13 protein-coding genes and 1 pseudogene are annotated in these 15,362 nt (G+C 71.4%); 10 read left to right on the forward strand and 4 right to left on the reverse strand.

The genetic code is table 11. The features are described 5' to 3' along the window. Nucleotides 1-28: 28 nt before the first annotated feature. Nucleotides 29-2,149, reverse strand: a complete 2,121-nt coding sequence (glgX, locus tag GT042_RS19145) for a glycogen debranching protein GlgX (RefSeq protein WP_161309941.1) — start codon at nt 2,147-2,149, stop codon at nt 29-31. A 364-nt stretch (nt 2,150-2,513) separates the two neighbouring features. Between glgX and GT042_RS19150 the strand changes: the two genes are divergently transcribed. Continuing rightward, nucleotides 2,514-3,746, forward strand: a complete 1,233-nt coding sequence (locus GT042_RS19150; protein WP_161309942.1) for an SAV2148 family HEPN domain-containing protein — start codon at nt 2,514-2,516, stop codon at nt 3,744-3,746. 128 nt (nt 3,747-3,874) lie between these two features. Beyond that, nucleotides 3,875-4,597, forward strand: a complete 723-nt coding sequence (locus GT042_RS19155) for a 3'-5' exonuclease (protein ID WP_161309943.1) — start codon at nt 3,875-3,877, stop codon at nt 4,595-4,597. 14 nt (nt 4,598-4,611) lie between these two features. Here the strand turns inward: GT042_RS19155 and GT042_RS19160 are convergent, their stop codons facing one another. Further along, nucleotides 4,612-5,475, reverse strand: coding sequence for an aminoglycoside phosphotransferase family protein (locus tag GT042_RS19160; protein ID WP_161309944.1), 864 nt, complete (start codon nt 5,473-5,475; stop codon nt 4,612-4,614). A gap of 165 nt (nt 5,476-5,640) precedes the next feature. Between GT042_RS19160 and GT042_RS19165 the strand changes: the two genes are divergently transcribed. From GT042_RS19165 to mgt, 4 genes are read left to right on the forward strand one after another with little or no spacing between them, the layout of a single operon-like run. Next, entirely contained in the window at nt 5,641-6,591 is a 951-nt protein-coding gene (locus GT042_RS19165) for a sugar ABC transporter permease (RefSeq protein WP_161309945.1), read from the forward strand. Then, nucleotides 6,588-7,427 (forward strand): carbohydrate ABC transporter permease, encoded by an 840-nt coding sequence (locus GT042_RS19170; RefSeq protein ID WP_161309946.1) that lies wholly within the window; start codon nt 6,588-6,590, stop codon nt 7,425-7,427. The genes GT042_RS19165 and GT042_RS19170 overlap by 4 nt, the downstream gene beginning before the upstream one ends. After that, nucleotides 7,427-8,722 carry an extracellular solute-binding protein gene (locus tag GT042_RS19175; protein WP_161309947.1) on the forward strand — a complete coding sequence of 432 codons (1,296 nt, stop codon included), beginning with the start codon at nt 7,427-7,429 and terminating at the stop codon, nt 8,720-8,722. Before GT042_RS19170 ends, GT042_RS19175 begins: the two co-directional genes overlap by 1 nt. Nucleotides 8,723-8,778: 56 nt before the next feature. Then, nucleotides 8,779-10,026 (forward strand): macrolide-inactivating glycosyltransferase, encoded by a 1,248-nt coding sequence (mgt, locus tag GT042_RS19180; protein ID WP_161309948.1) that lies wholly within the window; start codon nt 8,779-8,781, stop codon nt 10,024-10,026. A 66-nt stretch (nt 10,027-10,092) separates the two neighbouring features. Here mgt and GT042_RS19185 read toward each other — a convergent pair whose 3' ends face one another. Then, nucleotides 10,093-12,405 carry an MMPL family transporter gene (locus GT042_RS19185; protein ID WP_161309949.1) on the reverse strand — a complete coding sequence of 771 codons (2,313 nt, stop codon included), beginning with the start codon at nt 12,403-12,405 and terminating at the stop codon, nt 10,093-10,095. A 262-nt stretch (nt 12,406-12,667) separates the two neighbouring features. Between GT042_RS19185 and GT042_RS19190 the strand changes: the two genes are divergently transcribed. The 4 genes and pseudogenes from GT042_RS19190 to GT042_RS19205 form a co-directional block, all read left to right on the forward strand. Beyond that, complete coding sequence (locus GT042_RS19190; protein ID WP_161309950.1) at nt 12,668-13,216, forward strand: DUF1697 domain-containing protein; 549 nt, start codon at nt 12,668-12,670, stop codon at nt 13,214-13,216. Then, nucleotides 13,209-13,607 carry a nuclear transport factor 2 family protein gene (locus GT042_RS19195; RefSeq protein WP_161309951.1) on the forward strand — a complete coding sequence of 133 codons (399 nt, stop codon included), beginning with the start codon at nt 13,209-13,211 and terminating at the stop codon, nt 13,605-13,607. Before GT042_RS19190 ends, GT042_RS19195 begins: the two co-directional genes overlap by 8 nt. A gap of 130 nt (nt 13,608-13,737) precedes the next feature. Further along, complete coding sequence (locus GT042_RS19200) at nt 13,738-14,754, forward strand: ketopantoate reductase family protein (RefSeq protein WP_161309952.1); 1,017 nt, start codon at nt 13,738-13,740, stop codon at nt 14,752-14,754. A gap of 91 nt (nt 14,755-14,845) precedes the next feature. Further along, a pseudogene (locus tag GT042_RS19205) lies at nt 14,846-15,091 on the forward strand (disulfide bond formation protein DsbA); the annotation flags it as partial. A 35-nt stretch (nt 15,092-15,126) separates the two neighbouring features. Here GT042_RS19205 and GT042_RS19210 read toward each other — a convergent pair. Next, a partial coding sequence (locus tag GT042_RS19210) for a CbiX/SirB N-terminal domain-containing protein (protein WP_272925733.1) occupies nt 15,127-15,362 on the reverse strand: 236 nt, incomplete at its 5' end.

Raw genomic sequence — 15,362 nt, forward strand, 5'->3', positions numbered from 1 at the left:
CACCGCCCCGCTCACCGCCCGGCCACCGTCACGCCGGGCGCATCAGGACCGTCAGGCTGCGGCCGATCATCGTGATCCGCTCACCGCCGTCGACCTTCTCGCCCTGCCCCGGAGGCACTCCCTCCGGCCGGCCGGTGTCGACCATGACCTGCCACTGCCGCCCGTGGTTCACCGGAACCACGAACTCCAGCTCCTCCGCGCTCGCGTTGAACATCAGCAGGAACGAGTCGTCCGAGATCCGCTCACCGCGCGGCCCCGGCTCGGAGATCGCGTGCCCGTTCAGGAAGACCGTCATGGCCTTGGCGTGGGCCGCCTGCCAGTCCTCCTGCGTCATCTCGCCGCCCTCCGGCGTGAACCACGAGATGTCGGACAGGTCGTCGTGCGTGCCCTCCACCGGACGGCCGTGGAAGAAGCGCCGCCGCCGGAAGACCGGATGGTCGCGCCGCAGCCACACCATGGCCCGGGTGAATTCGAGCATCGTACGGTCGGTCTCCGCGCCCGGCTCCGGCCAGCGGACCCAGGAGACCTCGTTGTCCTGGCAGTACGCGTTGTTGTTGCCGCCCTGCGTCCGCGAGAACTCGTCACCGTGGCTCAGCATCGGCACGCCCTGCGACAGCATCAGCGTCGCGATGAAGTTGCGCATCTGGCGGTTGCGCAGCTCGATGATCTCCGGATCGTCGGTCTCGCCCTCCACCCCGCAGTTCCACGACCGGTTGTGGCTCTCGCCGTCCCGGTTGTCCTCACCGTTGGCCTCGTTGTGCTTGTCGTTGTACGAGACCATGTCGTGCAGGGTGAAGCCGTCGTGGCAGGTGGTGAAGTTGATCGAGGCCAGGGGCCGGCGCCCGTCGTCCTGGTAGAGGTCCGACGAACCGGTGAGCCGGCCGGCGAACTCCGCCAGCGTCCTCGGCTCGCCCCGCCACAGGTCCCGTACGGTGTCGCGGTACTTGCCGTTCCACTCCGTCCACAGCGGCGGGAAGTTCCCCACCTGGTAGCCGCCCTCGCCGACGTCCCAGGGCTCGGCGATCAGCTTCACCTGGCTCACCACCGGGTCCTGCTGCACCAGGTCGAAGAACGACGACAGCCGGTCCACCTCGTGGAACTGGCGGGCCAGGGTCGCCGCCAGGTCGAAGCGGAACCCGTCGACGTGCATCTCGGTCACCCAGTACCGCAGCGAGTCCATGATCAACTGGAGCACGTGCGGACTGCGCATCAGCAGGGAGTTACCGGTCCCCGTGGTGTCCGTGTAGTAGCGCTGGTCCTCGGCGAGCCGGTAGTACTGCGCGTTGTCCAGGCCACGGAAGGAGAGCGTCGGGCCGAGGTGGTTGCCCTCCGCCGTGTGGTTGTAGACGACGTCGAGGATGACCTCGATGCCCGCCTGGTGCAGCGCCTTGACCGCCTGCTTGAACTCCAGGACCTGTTCGCCCCGGTCGCCCCAGGAGGCGTACGTGTTGTGCGGGGCGAAGAAGCCGATCGTGTTGTAGCCCCAGTAGTTCGCGAGACCGGCGTCCACCAGGCGGTGGTCGTTGACGAACTGGTGGACCGGCATCAGCTCCAGCGCGGTCACGCCCAGCTCCGTCAGGTGCTCGATCACCGCCGGGTGGGCCAGCCCCGCGTACGTGCCGCGCAGTTCCTCGGGCAGCTCCGGGTGGAGCATCGTGAGGCCCTTGACGTGGGCCTCGTACAGGACCGTCTTGTGGTACTCGGTCCTCGGGAGCCGGTCGTCGCCCCAGTCGAAGTACGGGTTGACGACGACGGAGGTCATCGTGTGGGGGGCGGAGTCCATGTCGTTGCGCGAGTCGGGCTTGCCGAAGTGGTAGCCGTACACCGACTCGTCCCACTCGACGGCCCCGCTGATCGCACGGGCGTACGGGTCGAGGAGCAGCTTGGCGGAGTTGCACCGCTGCCCCCGCTCCGGTTCGTACGGTCCGTGCACCCGGAAGCCGTACCGCTGTCCGGGCATGATGCCCGGCAGGTAGGCGTGCCGGACGAAGGCGTCGCTCTCGCGCAGTTCCACCGCCGTTTCTGAACCGTCGTCGTGCAGCAGGCACAACTCGATCCGGTCGGCGGCCTCGGAGTAGACCGCGAAGTTGGTGCCGGCGCCGTCGTACGTGGCGCCGAGGGGATACGTCTGTCCCGGCCAGACCTGCATAGATACAACTCTTCCATTTCTGATCCGGGTGCTGCGGGTCACTTGAAGACAGATCTTCCCCGAAACTCGCGTTACCACCTAGGAACCGGGTGGATTCTTGCCCGAGTCAACGTGACGTTCCGCGCCGTCGCCCGGATCGCGGACCCGGATTCCCGCGCGCCGCCGTCCGGCCGGGACGGTGACGGGGGAGGTGCGCACCGGGCGTTATCCCTATGAATCATCTCACTCCGTCCGATCTTGCCGGTGGGAACGGCCAACCTGATCAAGGGAGTTGGCAAACCGGCCTGCCCATCGGGCTGCACCGGCTCCCGTCGGCGGAGTAACCTTCCTTGATCGTTGAAGGGGAGATGAAGGCGGTGCGCGGGTGAGCTCGGGAGGCCTGGAGCTACCCCCCGGTGACGCGAGTCACGAGGGGGAGTCCGGCGACATCCCGCCCGGGGCGGTCTCCCTCGCGAGACCGATGGAGATCGGGGCGGAGCTGGACTGGGGCGCGGAGGCCTGGAGTGAGGTCCGCACCCGCGCGCAGCGGGCGGGGCGCGCCTACATCTGGCTGAACCTGGTCGAGCAGCGGCTGCGGTCCGTCGTGGCCGCCGTGCTGAGGCCCATCTACGAACCGGTGCACGGCGAGGAGTGGGTGGTCGCCGCCGCGGGACCCGCCGGGCAGGAGTGGGTGCAGCGGGCCGTGGCCGTACGGGAGGTCTCGCGGCGCAAGGGCTATCTCCTGGACCCGGCCGACGACAACGTCCTGAGCTTCCTGACGCTTCCGCAGCTGCGGGAGCTGATGGTCCAGCACTGGCCCTGCTTCGAGCCGTACTTCGACGACCGGCGTGACGTGGAACTGGCCCTGGACGAGCTGGAGGTCGCGCGGAACGTCGTCTCGCGCAACCGGGCGCTCTCCGAGACGGTCCTCGCGCAGGCGGAGCGGGCCTCGGCCCGGCTGCTGGAGATCCTCGGCGGGGGCGCCGGGATCCCCTCGACGGCGCGGTTGCGGGTCGACGCGGTGGAGGACCTGGTCGGCGACCGGTACGCGGACGTCGTCTCCGTCCATCCCGACCGGGTACGGCTCCAGCGCCAGATCCCGGCGGAGGACCTGTTCGGCGGGGCCCGGCGCGTCGACGCCATCGGTATAGGCCTGAACCTCCTGGTGCAGAACTTCTCCGGGCGCCGGCTGATCCGGCTCGCCGAGTCGGGCTGCCGGATACGGCTGGTCTTCCTCAACCCGGCGAGCAGCGCGGTCAAGCGGCGCGAGCGCGAACTGGGCCTGCGGAAGGGCGAGCTGAGCCGCACGGTCGAGATGAACATCCTGCACATGCGGCGGGTGCGCTCCAAGCTCCGCGACCCGGGCGCCTTCGAGATCCACGTCTTCGACGAGACCCCGCGCTTCACCGCCTACCTGGTCGACGGCGACGGCCCCGACGGCCTCGCCGTGGTCCAGTCGTACCTGCGCCGGGCCCGCGGCATGGAGGCCCCGGTCCTGGTCCTGCGGGGAGGCGGCCGCGAGGTGGTCCGCGCGGGCCAGGAACAGGAACACGGCCTCTTCCAGACGTACCGCGAGGAGTTCGAGTCGGTCTGGGCGGACTCCCGCCCGGTGTCCTGAGCCGCGCGGACCGCTCTCGGGACCTCTCGGGCCCGATGCGTTGTCAGTGGCGGGTGGCAGGGTGGTGGTTCGACGGGGAAAGCGCCGACATGGGGGAAGCGCCACCGCTTGACGAGGGAGGGATCACGATGACTTGGCATGGGGAGCCGCTGGTCGCGTTCGACCTGGAGACCACCGGCACGGACATCGAGAGTGATCGCATTGTCACCGCCGCGCTGGTGAGGCTGGAGCCGGACGGGCGCGTCGGCGAGGAGCGGACGTGGCTGCTCGACCCGGGGATCTCCATCCCCGAGCAGGCGTCGGCGATCCACGGCATCTCCACGGACCGGGCGCGCAGGTACGGGGTGCCGGCGGCGCCGGCGGTCGAGGAGATCACGGAGGCGGTGGCGCGGGTGTTCCGCTCGGGCGTACCGCTGGTCGTGATGAACGCGCGGTACGACCTGTCGCTGCTGGACCGGGAGTGCCGGAGGCACGGGATCGAGCCGCTCGTGGCGCGGTTGGGGGTGGACCCCTCGCCGGTCATCGACCCGCTGGTGCTCGACAAGCACGCGGACCAGTACCGCAAGGGCAAGCGCACGCTCCAGGCGCTGTGCGCGCACTACGGCGTGGAGTTGGCCGACGCGCACGACGCGCGGGCCGACGCCGTGGCGGCGGCGCGGGCGGCCCGCCGTATGGGCGAGAGGCACCCCTCCATAGGAAGCGTTCCTCTCGCGGACCTGCACGCGCTCCAAGTGCGCGCGGCGGCCGAGCAGTCCGCCTCGCTCCAGAGCTATCTGCGGCGTACGTCGAATCCCTCGGCGTACATCGAGCCGGCCTGGCCGCTCGTCCCGCACGGCGCGCGCGTGGGCTGACCGGTCCTCAGTCCTCAGAACGGGTACCAGCGGACCTCGGGGTCCCCGTCCCGCAGCGAGGCGACCCGGCGGCGGAACTCCTCCGCCGCCTTCGGGTTGGTGGGGGCGTGCTGAGCGACCCACGCACAGCTCGCCGTCTCGCGGGCGCCGCGCAGTACGGTCCAGTGCGGCCAGTCACGCACGTCCCAGCCGTACGTGGAGGTGAAGGTGTCGTACGCGTCGGGCGCCAGGCCGTACCGGTCCCTGGACAGGGCCATGACCACCAGGTCGTGCTCCCGCAGGTCCGCCGAGAAGGTCTCCAGGTCGACCAGGACGGGCCCTTCCGGGCCGACATGGACGTTGCGCGGCAGCGCGTCGCCGTGGATCGGGCCCGGCGGGAGATGCGGGACGAGGGCAGCCGCCGCGTCGGCGAAGCCGTCCCTGCGCTCCCGCAGGAAGGCGGCGTCGGCCGGGTCTACGGCGTCGCCCGCGAGCCGCAGCCACCGCTCCACCCCGCCGAGCAACTCCCGGCGGGGGAGGGCGAAGGCGGGCGCGGGCAGGGCGTGGACCGCGCGCAGCAGGGACGCCAGATCGGCGGGGCCCGCCGGGCGTACGGCGTCGGGCAGCCGGTGCCAGAGGGTCACCGGGTGGCCGTCGACGGTACGGGCCTCCGGCTCCGCCGCCCGTACCGCCGGAATGCCGACCTCCGCGAGCCAGGACGCGAGGGAGACCTCCTGCCGCGCCCGGTCCAGCAGTTCGGGCTCGCGCGTGGCGTCCCGGCCGACCTTGACGACCAGGTCGCCGGCCGCGAACACGGCGTTCTCGCCGAAGGCCAGCAGTTCCGCGTCGCGGGCCAGCCCCGCCGCGGCCAGGATGTCCTGTGCCCGTGCCTCGTCCATGAATCCTTCGATCTCCTCGCTCCGGCCGCCGTCACGGTCAGCCCGACCGGCAAGTCTCGCATCCGCGCAGGCCACCTTGACGAACGGAAGGCTCGTCCGCACGATGACGGAGGCCGCCGGGGCACCCCCCACCGCACTCCCGAGCCGCCCGAAGGAGTCGAATCCGTGACAACGGCGACCGCGACCGCGACGGCGCGGTCCGGCAAGAAGAACGGTAAGAAGACCGGGAAGAAGGGCCCCGAGCCCGGAGCCGATCGCGGAGCCTGGTTCCTGGTCCTGCCCGCGCTGATCCCGATCCTGGTGCTGAGCGTGGGACCGCTCCTGTACGGGGTCGCGCTCGCCTTCACCGACGCGCAGTCCGGCCGCACCGCACCCACCCAGTGGATCGGGACGCTGAACTTCCAGGACCTCCTGCACGACACGCTGTTCTGGGACTCGTTCCGGATCGGGCTGTTATGGGCGGTCGGCGTCACCGTGCCGCAGTTCGTGCTCGCCCTCGGACTGGCCCTGCTGCTCAACCAGAACCTCCGCTTCCGCTGGCTGGCCCGTGCCCTCGCGATCATCCCGTGGGCCATGCCCGAGGTGGTCGTGGGCATCATGTGGCGGCTCGTCTACCACGCCGACGCGGGCATCCTCAACGAGACCCTCCGCGACACCGGACTGGGCGACGGCCGCGACTGGCTGACGGGCCTCGCCACCGCTCTGCCCGCCGTGATCGTCGTCGGGATCTGGGCCGGAATGCCCCAGACCACGGTCGCGCTGCTCGCCGGACTCCAGAACACCCCGCACGAACTGCACGAGGCCGCCGCGCTCGACGGCGCGGGCGCGTGGCGCCGGTTCCGTACCGTCACCTGGCCCGCCCTCCGCCCGGTGGCGCTGGCCATCACCGCGCTCAACTTCATCTGGAACTTCAATTCCTTCGCCCTGGTGTACGTGCTCACCAGCGGCGGACCCGGCGGCCGTACCCGGCTGCCGATGCTCTTCGCGTACGAGGAGGCATTCCGCTACGGCCAGTTCGGCTACGCCGCCGCCATGGGCTGCGTCATGGTCGCCGTGATCTCGGTGATCCTCGCGTTCCACCTGGTCGGCCGGCTCCGGGAAGGGGAGAACGGATGAACGTCCGCACCCGTGGGCCCGCGCGCGCCGGGCAGTACGCCGCGCTTCTCTGCTATCTCGTCTTTCTCGCCTTCCCGTTCCTCTGGCTGATCTCCACCGCGTTCAAACCGGCCCGGGAGCTGGCGAGCCTCCACCCCACCTGGATCCCCGAGCACCCGACCCTCGACAACTTCCGCCAGGCCTTCGACGAACAGCCGCTCGTCCGGGCCGCCGGCAACAGCCTGGGCGCCGCGCTGTCCGCCGCCGTGATCGCCGTGGTGGTCGCGACGCCCCTGGCGTACGTGATGGCCCGCACGCGCGGCAGACTCGCGGCGGCGGCGACGGGCTGGGTGGTCGTCAGCCAGGCGTTCCCGTTCGTCCTGCTGATCATCCCGCTGTTCCTGGTCCTCAAGAACCTCCACCTGATCAACTCCGTGCCCGGCCTCGTGATGGTGTACGTCGTGTGGTCGCTGCCGTTCGCCCTCTGGATGCTGGTCGGGTACGTCAGGGCCGTACCGGTCGAGCTGGAGGAGGCCGCGTCCGTGGACGGCGCGGGCCGCCTCCGTACGCTCGTCTCGGTCACCGCGCCCCTCCTGCTGCCCGGCATCGTCGCCACGGCGCTGTTCGCCTTCATCACCGCGTGGAACGAGTTCTTCTTCGCCCTTGTCCTGCTCAAGTCCCCGGAGAAACAGACCCTTCCGGTGATCCTCACCCACTTCCTGGGCGCGGAAGGGGTCGCCGACCTGGGGCCGCTCGCCGCCGCCGCGTTCCTCGCGACCCTTCCCTCGCTCGTCATCTTCGCCGTCATCCAGCGGCGGATCACGGGCGGGATGCTCGCCGGGGCGGTGAAGAGCTGATGCGGATGCGCAGAGCCGCCGTCGCCGTCGTGGTCCTGGCGCTGCTCCTCACGGGCTGTTCCGGCGGGGGAGGCTCCCACGACGGGCGGATCACCCTGCGCTTCCAGTCCCTGGCCTGGCAGGACGAATCGGTCCAGGTCAACAAGGAACTGGTGGCGGAGTGGAACGCCGCCCACCCGGACATCCGCGTCGAGTACGTGCAGGGCAGCTGGGACAGCGTCCACGACCAGCTCCTCACCTCCTTCGAGGGCGGGGAGGCGCCGGACATCATCCACGACGCCTCCGACGACCTCGCCGACTTCGCGTACGGCGGCTACCTCGCCGATCTGGGCCCGCTGCTGCCCGCGCGGCTGCGGGAGGACATCCCCGGGAGCAGCTGGGACACGACGACGTTCGGGGACCGGGTGTACGGGGTGCCGTTCCTCCAGGAGCCACGGGTCCTGATCGCCGACAAGAAGGTTCTCGACGCGTCCGGGGTGCGCGTCCCCACGCCCGAGCGGCCGTGGAGCTGGCCCGAGTTCCGGCGGATCAGCAAGGAGCTGACCGCGCGGATGGGCCCGGGGAAGTACGCCGTGGCCTGGCCGCTCAAGGATCCGGTGTCCGCGACGCTCAACCTGGGGCTGTCCACCGGGGGCCGGCTCTTCCACCGGGGCGCGGACGGGAAGGTGACGGTCCGTTTCACCGACGGCGACGCGGTGGTCCCCGAGACCGTCCGCGCCCAGGTGAACACCGACAGGAGCGCGTCGGGGACCACGCTCGGGATGGGCGGGTCCGACACCCTGCCGGGGCTGTTCGGCGGTGTCTACGCGATGGTCCCGCTGGGGTTCTCGTACCGTCAGCAGATCATCCAGCAGGCGCCCGAGGGCTTCGAGTGGACGGTGCTGCCCGCCCCGGCGGGGGAGGGTGGGGGCCTGGCCCAGGGGGTGAGCCCGCAGACGCTCTCGGTCGCCGAGGACAGCCCGTACAAGAAGGAGGCGGTGCGGTTCATCGACTTCCTGCTCCAGCCGTCGAACATGGTGCGGCTGGCGAAGGGCGACTGGATGCTGCCGACGGGGACCCGCGCGCTCGCGGATCCCTCGCTGCGCACCGCGAAGGACGGATGGGCGACGGGAGCGGCGCTGGCGCGCGATCTGCGGTCCGCCCCGGCCCAGTCGGTGCGCGGATACCCGGAGTGGAAGGACAAGGTGGCGACGCCGGCGCTCCAGGAGTACTACAGCGGGGCGATCGACCGGGAGGAGCTGGAGAAGAGGCTGGTGGAGGACGGGAATCTGGTGCTGGCGCGCTATCAGAGGTGAGGCGGGCGTGCGGAATTGAGTTGTACGAGACGTCTCGTCTCGCCTAGGGTCCGGCCATGACCGCACCCAAGCCCTCACCCGAGCCCGCCCATGTCGCCATGTTCTCCATCGCCGCCCACGGGCACGTGAACCCGAGTCTGGAGGTGATCCGTGAGCTGGTCGCCCGGGGACACCGGGTCAGTTACGCGATCCCCGCCGTCTTCGCCGACAAGGTCGCCGCGACCGGTGCCCGGCCGGTGATCTACACGTCTCTCCTGCCGCCGCCGGACGCGGACCCCGAGGCCTGGGGCACGGAACTGATCGACAACGTCGAGCCGTTCCTCGACGACGCGATCCAGGCGCTGCCGCAGCTGGCCGAGGCGTTCGAGGACGACCGCCCCGACCTGGTCCTGAGCGACATCACGTCCTACCCCGCGCCGGTCCTCGCGCACCGCTGGGGTGTGCCGTACGTCCAGCTCTCGCCGAACATGGTCGCCTGGGACGGGTACGAGGAGGTCGCCGCGCCGATGACCGCCGAGCTGGAGTCGACGGAGCGGGGGCGGGCGTACCTGGCCCGGTTCACGGCGTGGCTCGACGCGCACCACATGGACCACACCGACCGGGACCGGCTGGTGGCCCGGCCCGGCCGCTCGCTCGTCCTGATCCCCCGGGTGCTCCAGCCGTACGCGGAGAAGGTGGACGCGTCCGTCTTCACCTTTGTCGGCGCCTGCCAGGGGGACCGTACGGAACAGGGGGAGTGGCGGCGGCCCGAGGGGGCCGGGAAGGTGCTTCTGGTGTCGCTGGGCTCGGCGTTCACCAAGCAGCCGGCGTTCTACCGGGCGTGTGTGGAGGCGTTCGGGGGGCTGCCGGGGTGGCACGTCGTGCTCCAGATCGGCGCGTTCGTGGACGAGGCCGAGCTGGGTGACGTACCGGCGAACGTGGAGATCCACCGCTGGGTTCCGCAGCTGTCCGTCCTGCGGCAGGCGGACGCGTTTGTGACGCACGCGGGCGCGGGCGGCAGCCAGGAGGGGCTGGCGACGGGCACCCCGATGGTCGCGGTCCCGCAGGCGGTGGACCAGTTCGGCAACGCCGACACGCTGGTCTCCCTGGGGGTGGCCCGGCGCCTCGACACGGCGGACGCGACGCCGGAGGCGCTGCGGGAGGCGGTCCTCGCCGTGGCCTCGGACCCGGAGGTGGCGCGCAGGCTGCGGGAGATCGCGGCGGAGATGGCGGCGGAGGGCGGCACGCGCCGGGCGGTGGACCTGATCGAGGACATGCTGCCGCCGGACGGGCCCGAAGGCGCGCCCGGCGGCGGGAAGGTGTGACGCGGGTGCGGTACGGCCGGGACCGGGACGCGTCCTGGTCCCGGCCGTACCGTGCGACCCGGGCCGTCAGGTCCGGGCCGGGACCTGGGTGTCCGTGTCCCGTGTATCCGTGTCCGTGTCCTTCCGCGCGAGGCCCTCCGGCGCCACGCTCTCGTCGTGCGTCAGGTCGGGCAGCCAGGACAGCCAGCGGGGGAAGTACCAGTTCCGGTCGTCCAGCAGCGCCATCACCGCCGGGAGCAGCACCCCCCGGATGATCGTCGCGTCGATCAGGACCGCCGCCGCGAGGCCCACGCCCATCTGCTTCATGGACTGCATCGACAGCGTGCCGAAGATCGCGAAGACCGCCACCATGATGACCGCCGCGCTGGTCACCACCCCCGCCGTCGTCACCACGCCGTGCGTGATGGCGTCCCGGGTCGTACGGCCCTGCATGCGGGCCTCACGGATCCGGGAGACCACGAAGACGTGGTAGTCCATCGAGAGCCCGAACAGGATCACGAACAGGAACAGCGGCAGCCACCAGATGATCGCGCCGACCCCCTCGGCCCCCACCAGCGACGCCCCCCAGCCGTGCTGGAAGACGATCGTCAGGATCCCGTACGCGGCCCCCACCGACAGCAGGTTGAGCACGATCGACGTCACCGCGATCGTCAGCGACCGGAAGCAGAGCAGCATCAGCAGGAACGCGAAGACCACCACGAAGGCGAACACCGGGGTGACCGCCCCCACGATCTGGTCGTTGAAGTCCTTCGAGCCCGCGACCTGGCCGGTCACCGGTGCCGAGACGCCCGACACCTCGCCGAACGTGTCGGGGCGGACCGTGTCCCGCAGCAGCGCCAGGCTCTTCTCCGCCCGGTCCTGGTCGGACCCGCCGACCAGCGGCACGGTGATGATCGCGACGTTCTCCGCGTCGTGGGTCACCACCTCCACGGGTCCTCGGGACGCGCCGGAACTCACCGCCTGGGAGCGGAAGTCCGCGATGGCCCTGCGCACCGGCTCCGCGTTGATGTCGGCGGCCTCGACCACCACCTCCGCCGGCTCGGCGCTGCCCGGGAACGCCTCGTTGACCAGCTCGTACGTACGGACGATGGGGAGCCGGTCGCCGAACTCCTGGTCCAGCGTGAGGTTCTGGGTGTTCATGCCCACGGCGGGCAGCGCGATCGCCGCGAGCGCGCCGGCCGCGATCACCAGCGAGACCTTCGGCCTGCGCAGCACCCGCTCCAGGACCGCCCGCCAGAACCGGCTCTCACCGGAGCCACCGGAGCCAGCGCCGCGCGCCCCACCCGCGTGACCGCCCCGCCGCTTCGCGCGGTTCAGGAACGGCACCCTGCCCCGCTCCACCCGGTGCCCGAGCAGCGACAGCAGCGCCGGAAGCACCGTCACCGACCCGACCATCGCGACCGCGACGACCATCAGCGACGCCAGGCCCATCGCCTGGAACTCCGCGAGACCCGTGAAGAGCATGCCCGCCATCGCGACACACACCGTCACCCCCGACACCACGATCGCCCGCCCGCTCGTCGCCGCCGCGATCCGCAGCGCCGTCTCCGGGTCGCGCCCGGCCTCCCGCTCCTCCCGCTCACGCCGCAGGTAGAACAGGCAGTAGTCGACCCCCACCGCCAGCCCCACCAGCAACATCACCGAGTCCGCGGTGTCGCTCATCGGCTGGTAGTGGCTGACGATCGCCATCAGCCCGGTCGTCGCCAGGATCGCCGTCAGGGCCAGCGCCACCGGCAGCAGCGCCGCGACCAGCGCGCCGAACGCGATCAGCAGGATGCCCAGGGCCACCGGCACCGCCGACAACTCCGCCTGCTTGAAGTCGTCCCCGAACGCGTCGTCGAAGGTCTTGCCCATGCTCGCCCCGCCGATCTCGGCGATCAGCAGGTGGCCCTCGTACTTCTCCTGGACCCCCGCGACCGCCTTGATCACCGGTTCGACCCGCTCGCTCGCCGTGTCCGGGTCCCCGCGGATGTCGAAGCGCACCAGGGCGCTGCGCCCGTCCTTGGATATGGTCCCGGAGTCGTACGGCGAGGTCACCTCGGCCACCCGGCCGGTACGGTCCACCGCCTCGACCACCGCGGCGACGGCCTGCCGGAACTCCGGCGCCTCCGAGGTCGTTCCCTTGTCAGTGGCCCGGACGAGCACCGACTCGCCCACCGGCTCCTTGAGTCCCGCGTCCTCGATGATCCGCTGCGCCTGCCCGACCTCGCCGGAGAGCTGCTCGCTCTCCTTGACATCCACCCGGCCCGCCGCCGAGCCCAGCCCCATGGCGATCACGACGAACAGCACCCAGATGCCCACCGCCGCCCAGCGGTGGCGGGCGCTCCAACTCCCGGCCCGGGCGGCGATGCCGCGCGGACCCTCCCCAGTTCTCCCCATGACGGGCCAGCCCCCTCGTGCGGGAAGGCGGCACAGCGCCGCCGTCCTCCGTGGTTCCACGCTAGGGGCGCGTTCCGGCCGTCTCCTCCTGCTCTCCGGTGAGCGGGGCGGGGGCACTCTCCTCCCTGCGAACGGGGTCCGTCCCTGACCCACGCGATACAGGCCCCTTACACCGACCTCCGCCACCACTCCGGGACGCGGTGTCCGGCCCGGCCGGGCACGTTGCCCCACCAGGCGCCCCGGCCGCCTTTATCGTGGCCTGATGACCACGACGTACGCGGCTCTCCTGCGCGGAATCAATGTGAGCGGCCACAAGCGCGTCCCCATGGCCGACCTCCGCACCCTGCTCTCGGGGTTGGGCCACGACGACGTGGTCACCCATCTCCAGAGCGGAAACGCCGTCTTCACCAGCGCCTCCGACGACGAGGACGCCGTCGCCCGCGCACTGGAACAGGCCATCGAGGACCGCTTCGGATTCACCGTGGACTGCGTGGTGCGGGACGGCGGATATCTCCGTGCCGTCGCCGACGCCTGCCCGTTCCCCGCGGACACCCTGGAGGGCAAGCAACTCCATGTCACCTTCTTCTCCGCGCCGGTGGACCCGGAACGCCTCGCGTCCCTGGACCCGGCCGGCTACCTCCCGGAGGAGTTCCGGCTCGGCGACCGGGCGCTCTACCTGTACGCCCCCAACGGGCTCGGCCGTTCCAAACTCGCCGAGGCCCTCGGCAGACCGGCCCTGTTCAAGGGCGTCACCGCCACCAGCCGCAACTGGAACACCGTCGTCAAACTGGTGGAGCTGACCCGTGACTGAGCTGACGTCCGCCGTCACCGGCGCCGTCGAGGCCGAACTGCGCTTCCTCGACCCGGCGGTGAACTCGTCCCCCGAACTGCTCGCGGAACTGCTCCATCCCGACTTCAGGGCGTTCGGCTCCTCGGGGCGGATCTGGGACCGGGACTCGTTCATCGACGTCCTGCGCACCCGCAGCCCGGTCCGCCCGGTCACCGCCTCCGCGATGCGCGGCGCCCAACTCGCCCCCGACGTCGTCCACCTCACCTTCGACACCGACTCCAACGGCCGGCGCGCCCACCGCAGCTCCCTGTGGCGGCTGACCGACGACACCTGGAGGCTCTACTTCCACCAGGGCACGGTCTTCGGCGACGAGACGGCGGACGACGTCCCCTGGGGCACGCCCCCACGGTGAGGGCGAGCACGCGCATACGGTGAGGGCGAGCACGCGCATACGGTGACGGGGGCCTCGCCTATGCTCGACGCGCGGGGGACCTCTCAGGTCAGTACGGTTCCGACCCGCAGCACCACCGAACGGAGTCAGGATGCGCCACATCGTCATCGGAGCGGGAGCGGTCGGTGGCAGCATCGCCGGACGGCTCGCCGAGACCGGGCAGGACGTGGTCCTCGTCGCCCGGGGCGCCCACTACGAGGCGCTGCGCACCCACGGCCTGCGGCTCACCACCCCCGACGGCACGCGCGTCCACCGGCTGCCGGTCGTGGAGGGCCCGGAGACGCTCGTCCTGCGCCCCGACGACGTGCTGCTGCTGTCCGTGAAGACCCAGGACAGCGCGGCGGCCCTGGACACCTGGTCCGGCCGGCCGGTCGAGGGCGGCGGTACGGCGGGCGAACTGCTGCCCCTGGTCTGCGCGCAGAACGGCGTGGAGAACGAACGGCTCGCCCTGCGGCGCTTCCGCCACGTCTACGGGATGTGCGTCTGGCTGCCCTCGTCGCACGTCGATCCCGGCGAGGTCGTGGCCCCGTGCGCGCCGTACACCGGCATGCTGCACCTCGGCCGGTACCCCTCGGGAATCGATGCCACCGCCCGCCGGATCTCGGCGAGTCTGGAGAAGGGCACGCTCCTCGCGCCGCTCGTCCCGGACGTGATGCGCTGGAAGTACACCAAGCTCCTCGCCAATCTCTCCAACTCCCTCGGGGCCCTGACCGGGCCGCTGGACACGGATGAGGCGCGGCTGATCCAGCGGCGCGCGTACGACGAGGGGCGGGCCGTTCTGTCGGCCGCCGGGATCGACTCGGTGAGCCCGGAGAAGGCGGCAGAGGTACGGGGCGACCACCTCGGCCTCGATCCCCACCTGGCTTCAGGGCGCGACGGGAGTTCGTCCTGGCAGAGCCTCAGCCGGGGCACCGGCTCGATCGAGACGGACCATCTCAACGGGGAGATCGTCCTGTTGGGGCGACTGCACGCCGTCCCCACCCCGGTCAACGAGACGCTGGCACGCGTGGCCAACACCTTCGCCCGCGAACACCGGCGACCGGGCTCGATGTCCGTCGCCGAACTGGCCGCGCTCATCGAAGCGGCATCGGGCGCGGCTGCGGAGTAGGCGTCGGCGCGGTTGCGGAGCAGCGGCGAAGCGGCGAAGCGGCCCGGTGGAAGCGGGGAGAAATGGCCCGTGAGGCGGGGCCATTCGGTGCGCGCACGATCCGTCGTACGACGAGGCCGTGCGCCGCAGTCACGAGCGGGGGAAGGATCCCGCCGCCGACGCGTACGTGGGGACGCCGACGACGCACGTCGACGGGGCGGCGTGGTTCGGGCCGTCGCAGAACTCGGCGCCGCGCGGGGAGGCCGCCGGGCAGCTCTTCGACAGTGTGCGGGTGTTGGCCGGGTATCCGGACTTCTTCGAGCTCAAGCGGACTCGTACGGGCAGTCTCACGACATAGTCCCCGGTGTCCGCTGTGTCCCCTGTTCCCCGATGTCAGCTCGCGCGGCCGTGCAGGGCCAGTGCGGGTGACGGTATCGCGCCCTCCTCGTCGTAGCGCGCCAGCAGCAGCTTCGCCAGTTCCGGCGCCGGGCCCAGTACCTCCGCCAGGACGTCGGCTCCTCCCTCCGCCGCGCCCGCCGCGATGCGGTCCGGCAGGCGGCCCGGGGCGATCACGTACGGGGCGACGGCGACGCGCCGGACACCCTCCGCGCGGAGCGCGCGTACCGCGT

Source organism: Streptomyces sp. SID3212 (assembly GCF_009865405.1).
Classification (GTDB): Bacteria; Actinomycetota; Actinomycetes; order Streptomycetales; family Streptomycetaceae; genus Streptomyces.

What these genes read in the sequence shown, in the direction of transcription:
- glgX (WP_161309941.1), bottom strand. Translation starts at nt 2,149, where the DNA reads ATGCAGGTCTGGCCGGGACAGACGTATCCCCTCGGCGCCACGTACGAC.
- GT042_RS19155 (WP_161309943.1), top strand. Translation starts at nt 3,875, where the DNA reads ATGACTTGGCATGGGGAGCCGCTGGTCGCGTTCGACCTGGAGACCACC.
- GT042_RS19160 (WP_161309944.1), bottom strand. Translation starts at nt 5,475, where the DNA reads ATGGACGAGGCACGGGCACAGGACATCCTGGCCGCGGCGGGGCTGGCC.
- GT042_RS19170 (WP_161309946.1), top strand. Translation starts at nt 6,588, where the DNA reads ATGAACGTCCGCACCCGTGGGCCCGCGCGCGCCGGGCAGTACGCCGCG.
- GT042_RS19175 (WP_161309947.1), top strand. Translation starts at nt 7,427, where the DNA reads ATGCGGATGCGCAGAGCCGCCGTCGCCGTCGTGGTCCTGGCGCTGCTC.
- mgt (WP_161309948.1), top strand. Translation starts at nt 8,779, where the DNA reads ATGACCGCACCCAAGCCCTCACCCGAGCCCGCCCATGTCGCCATGTTC.
- GT042_RS19185 (WP_161309949.1), bottom strand. Translation starts at nt 12,405, where the DNA reads ATGGGGAGAACTGGGGAGGGTCCGCGCGGCATCGCCGCCCGGGCCGGG.
- GT042_RS19190 (WP_161309950.1), top strand. Translation starts at nt 12,668, where the DNA reads ATGACCACGACGTACGCGGCTCTCCTGCGCGGAATCAATGTGAGCGGC.
- GT042_RS19200 (WP_161309952.1), top strand. Translation starts at nt 13,738, where the DNA reads ATGCGCCACATCGTCATCGGAGCGGGAGCGGTCGGTGGCAGCATCGCC.